Source organism: Enterobacter cloacae complex sp. IR5418 (genome assembly GCF_049238105.1).
GTDB lineage: Bacteria > Pseudomonadota > Gammaproteobacteria > Enterobacterales > Enterobacteriaceae > Enterobacter > Enterobacter hormaechei.
Genome location: NZ_JBMKHS010000098.1, coordinates 1 through 1,726 on the forward strand (window position 1 = coordinate 1; position 1,726 = coordinate 1,726).

Sequence of the window (1,726 nt, forward strand, 5' to 3'; positions counted from 1 at the left end):
GGTGTTTTTCGCTGACCGGCGAGTAGTCCACCAGATCCTGCTGGCGATAGTGGATCTTTCGCTCCAGCTGTTCGTCACCGGCATCCACCCGCGCCAGCACTGCGCCGCAGAGCACTACTTTAAAGGTGCTCATCATGGGAAAGCGTTCATCGGCGCGCCAGGCGGTCAGCGTGCGGCCGCTGGCCCGATCCCTTTCTATCATGCCTCCGCGGCCCGACAGCTGGCTTTCGCTTAGTTTAATTTGCTCAAGCGGCGGCGGGCTGGCGTGTACCGCCAGCGGCAGGGTGGCTAACAGGGAGATAATACACAGGCGAATATAACGCATAACCACAATACATCCTTGAGTGAGGGCCGATAAAGGCGAGTAAAGAAGCGACAAATAAGAATAACCCGGCGTTTTGCTGATTCACAATTCCTCTTTTTTCCTTCATCATTTTTCATCTTTTATTTCGAATAATCAATATCTAGCCCTGCCTAAGCACGCTATTTTTTGACTCAAGGCCGTGATGAACTATAAGAAAGTACTAAATACCGCACTCTGTCGGGCGTCGCTGTTTGCCGATCACCACGCCCGCCGGTCCCTGCGGTTCGCCAACGCTATATGCCATCCCGGGAGGAACTGGTGCACCCGATAATTAAGGTCATGCTGGTGGGCGGTAAGGCGGACGGGCTGTTGGTCAGCGTCGCCGATGACGCGACCGAAGTCTCGGTGACGCCTGCGCAGTACGGTGCGCTATCCGGGCAATCGTTGAGCTACCGAATTGTTAGCCAAACCATTGACGATGAACGCTATTTTTTTGGCGTTTTCAGCGACGCCCATCAGGATAGCGATAAGCTGACGCGGGTCGCCCTGACCCGTGGAATGAAAAAAATGTTCTGTTAAACCCTGCCCGAAAGGGGGCGTAAGAGGGTATGCCGGGCGCCGCTGTGCTACTGTGGCAGCCTTCTATTTCCAGGGCCGGACGCATAATGATTCAGTACATTCGTATTCAAAATTTTCGCTCAGTAAAGGATATCGCGCTGGAGCTCGGGCCGCTGAACATTGTCTTCGGCCCTAACGGCTGCGGTAAATCCAATATTTATAACGCCATCCACCTGCTGACCGCTGCCGCTGAGGGCAGGCTTTCGGGGTTTATCAGCGAAGAGGGCGGTCTGGAGAATATGATGTGGTCCGGGGAGCGTTCGCCCCTCGATCGTCACCCCCGCCGGCTGCAAATCGCCTGCCGGACCGACAGCTTCGATTATGAACTGCAGATAGGCTTCCCTGAAAAATTGCCCTATCCGACGCAATTCATGCTCGATCCTATCGTTAAAGAAGAGAATATCTGGCTGGCCGGCTACTCCCGCCGGCCTTCCTCCCGCGTACTGCAGCGCAAGAATCAGGCGGCGTTTCTCGTCGATGTCACCGGGGAGAAAAGTACTTTCACCGAGAGTATTTATGAAAATGAGTCGGTGTTCGGTCAGCTTGGCGAGCCGCACCGTTTTCCCGAAGTATCGCGAGTGCGGGAGACGCTGCGCCGTTGGCGGTTTTATCATGAATTCGCGATTGGCCGTCATTCGCCACTGCGTCAGCCGGCCGTGGGTTACCGTTCGCCAGTCCTCGACAGCGATGGCCAGAATCTCGCCGCCGCCTTTCAGACCATTGTCGAGATCGGCGCGGAGGAGATTTGGCACTGTTGCAAATAGTCGGTGGTGATAAACTTATCATCCCCTTTTGCTGATGGAG

Annotated in this window: 2 protein-coding genes and 1 pseudogene; 2 read left to right on the top strand and 1 reads right to left on the bottom strand. The window is 55.1% G+C overall.

What is annotated here, in order from left to right:
* The coding region (locus ACOTX7_RS24215) for a serine hydrolase (protein ID WP_421626178.1) at positions 1-325 on the bottom strand (325 nt) is incomplete at its 3' end.
* A gap of 297 nt (positions 326-622) precedes the next feature.
* On the opposite strand from ACOTX7_RS24215, the gene ACOTX7_RS24220 reads away from it, so the two are divergent.
* Together ACOTX7_RS24220 and ACOTX7_RS24225 are read left to right on the top strand one after the other, a co-directional pair.
* Positions 623-883 carry a hypothetical protein gene (locus ACOTX7_RS24220; RefSeq protein WP_001620096.1) on the top strand — a complete coding sequence of 87 codons (261 nt, stop codon included), beginning with the start codon at positions 623-625 and terminating at the stop codon, positions 881-883.
* An 86-nt stretch (positions 884-969) separates the two neighbouring features.
* Positions 970-1,674: pseudogene (locus tag ACOTX7_RS24225) on the top strand (AAA family ATPase); the annotation flags it as partial.
* Between the last annotated feature and the right edge of the window lie 52 nt (positions 1,675-1,726).